The organism is Cytophagia bacterium CHB2 (assembly GCA_030263535.1).
Lineage (GTDB): Bacteria > Zhuqueibacterota > Zhuqueibacteria > Zhuqueibacterales > Zhuqueibacteraceae > Coneutiohabitans.
On sequence record SZPB01000549.1, the window covers coordinates 1 to 3,052 of the forward strand.

Consider the following 3,052-nt stretch of genomic DNA (forward strand, 5'->3'; position numbering starts at 1 on the left):
TGCTGGAAACATTGATGATGCGTCCAGCCCCGCTTTTACTCAGCAACGGCAAGAAGGCTTGCGTCACGAGCAACGGGCCAATGGTGTTGGTGGTCAACATATTTTGCAATAGCGCTGCGCCGGTCTCAAGCACGGAAAGATTTTCGTCGCCTAAAATTGCGGCATTGTTCACCAACACATCGAGATGATCGAGTTGCTGTGCCAGAGTTTGCGCTGCGTTCTGCACGCTGCCAAAATCCGCTACATCCAATTCAATAAAGTGAACGTCTGCACCATTCCTTTGTAAACTTTTTGTGGCATCCTCGCCAGCCGCGCGACTGCGTGCAGCGATAACGGTTAAAAAAACCTTCTTGGGATAATTGCCGCGCCACTTCCAAGCCAATGCCGCGATTTGCGCCGGTAATCAAAACGATTTTGCGCATGTTATGGTTTCAGATTCGAGTATCTCTCGCAAGCAAACTTTGCCCGCCACATACATTCCACTTCAGACTTGCCTCAAACACGATGTAAAAACGTTAGCAGGCATTGCGCACTGCTGCATTAGAACAGAACAGGTTAGCGCAGGCACAATTCTTGATTTTGCCTGCGCCAACCTGCTATTGTTTGAATTCGGCGATTCCTCAATTCGAGCCGGCGGGCTTCGGAGCTCTCGCAATCGCTTGGATGTTCAAATTGATCGCGACTTCATTGGCGACGACGAGATTGCCCGGTTCAAAGGCACGATCCCATTTCACGCCATAATCAAAACGATTAATCGTGGTCTTGGCCTCAACGCCCAGGCGTTTGTTGCCGTTCTGCTCTATGAGCGTTCCGAGAATCGTAAACGGCAGCGCAATTTCTTTCGTTACACCGCGCAGGGTGAAATCGCCGATGGCAACGTAACCGTCGCCCTGTTTTTCGACTCTCTTGCTGACAAACGTGATCACCGAATCAACCGCGGCGTTGAAGAAATCATCGCTGCGCAAGTGAGTATCGCGTCTTTCGTTTTCCGTGTCGATGCTGGCGGTCTTGATGGTCACATTTACCGAGGATTTGGTGATATCCTTCTCATCATAAACAATCGTGCCGGAAAAATCCTTGAATTCGCCGTTCACTTTGGAAATCATCATATGCCGGACCGTGAATCCGACATTGGAATGCGAACGGTCAATTTCATATTTTTCACCGGCAAAGATTCCAGTCGCGAACAGACCCAAAACGAACAACGCGACAACGGTGGATTTGAAACGCATAGTTCCTCCATGATAAAAGAATGAATGAGTTGATTTATTGAAACACTCACAAAAACATCAGCAGCAACAACTAAGGCCGCCGTTCATGCTTTCATGCTGTCCTGCAATTGAATTGATTTGCCTAATTTTTTCAAGAGCCTGGTCAATTCGAGTTTTTCATGCACTGACAACGCGCTCGTGAGTTTTTCGATCTTCTTCGCATGCACCGGGAAAACCTCGGCAATCAACCGTCTGCCAGCTTCGGTTAAATGAATATGAAACATCCGGCGATCCTCGGCTTCGGTGACGCGCTTGACCAAACCTTTTTTTTCGAGTCGATCCACGACGCCGGTGACATTGGCGCCGCTCATGAGCAGCTTGCCGGCGATTTCACACATTTTCAGCGGACCAAGATGCGCCAGCACTTCCAATACCGCAAACTGGGGCTGGGTCAAGGCCCCGACTGTGCTCATCATCCCATCGGCTTGCATGAATGAATTATAACACCGGGCCAGCACAACCCACAATTTGAGCGACCGTTTTTGGCAGGCTGCATAAGCCTCACGGTCCAGTAAAGGTTTATTTGTCAATTGTTTAGCCATAATTCGTGATTTAATATTTCAAATTGAAATATTTAAAATATAAACTATCTGTACTCTAAAAGAGTTCCCCCGAAATTCAAATTTTTCCAATTTTTTTTACGGGGGAAAAGGGAAAACTTGGCGGTTGGATAAAGAGGAGGCAGCTTACCACATAATGCCGAACCGAACCCCGTAGGCTGAGGGTGAGATGCGCCACTGCACGCCGCGGGAGTGCCCGGCGTGGCGGCTATTTTGCAGCGACTTTGCCGCTGCATTGACATTTACAATCGCAAATAAACCGCCCAACACAACATCACTAAGCCAATGCGAATCATCATACATGCGCGCTAGGCCGGCAACCGAGCCTATGCTATACAGCACAATTTTGCCGGGCAAATTGTCAATACGACTTGCAAACGTATGCGACATCACCTTCGCAACCATGGTATGTCCGGAAAAAAATGAATAATAAGCTTCTTCCACGCGAAAAGGATCGAACGTGTCATGGCCAAGCCCAAGATGCGGGCGCGCGCGCCCGACCATGATTTTGGTGGGATATTGCACGATGCCAGAAGACAGCAATCCGGCGGAAAGGATGACACAACTTTCCCGAAGCCAGTCGCTATCGACCGCCATGCCAATGACATACAACCCGCCCGTGGCGATTACCGCAGTAAGTGGCTCGCCGTATTTTTCGCCGAACCGGGAAATTTTATCACCCGTGTCACTTTGATTGCGGCGAAAAAACCCATTGGCTTCCTCATCGGCAAAAAAGACCGCAATCGTACCGCCCACCACCGACCCTAAAACGGCCCAATCCTTTCCTTGCCAGCGCAAGGGATTCGTCAACACGTGCCCCGTACCGCGAAAAACCTCGGAAGCATCGTTCAAAAATTTTTGCGAAAGAGATTGAGCGTGCAATCCACCTGGTTGAATCGTCATGCTCAACACCAGGCCCAGCAATAGCATTTTAGAATGATTTCGCATGAAAGGCTCCTAATCAAAGCGTCATTTGTCAACAGGCAAAGCGTGAAGCGTTTAATATAACAGATTCAAGACATGGTACAAAACCTATTTTGTCGTTTTTGCATCACGGTATCTGAATAGAAACGGAAACTGTCGCGTGACGTTGTCTGCGCATTTTTGCAAAAATGCGTCTTGCAATGAGTCAATCCTTTTTTTAGTTGAAATTTTTGATGGCTCCTGCTCGCCCCACCGCCCGCCCGCGGGCGGGCGGTGGGGCTATGGCGCAAGTTTTAA

General features: G+C 48.9%; 4 protein-coding genes. All 4 read right to left on the reverse strand.

Annotated elements, in window-relative coordinates; all coding sequences use genetic code 11:
• A partial coding sequence (locus tag FBQ85_28735) for an SDR family NAD(P)-dependent oxidoreductase (protein ID MDL1879120.1) occupies positions 1-382 on the reverse strand: 382 nt, incomplete at its 3' end.
• Between the two features lie 238 nt (positions 383-620).
• Entirely contained in the window at positions 621-1,232 is a 612-nt protein-coding gene (locus tag FBQ85_28740; protein ID MDL1879121.1) for a YceI family protein, read from the reverse strand.
• Positions 1,233-1,315: 83 nt separating this feature from the next.
• Positions 1,316-1,813, reverse strand: coding sequence for a MarR family transcriptional regulator (locus tag FBQ85_28745; GenBank protein ID MDL1879122.1), 498 nt, complete (start codon positions 1,811-1,813; stop codon positions 1,316-1,318).
• A gap of 144 nt (positions 1,814-1,957) precedes the next feature.
• A complete protein-coding gene (locus FBQ85_28750; GenBank protein ID MDL1879123.1) occupies positions 1,958-2,779 on the reverse strand; it encodes a phosphatase PAP2 family protein in 822 nt (273 codons plus the stop codon).
• Positions 2,780-3,052 lie beyond the last annotated feature (273 nt).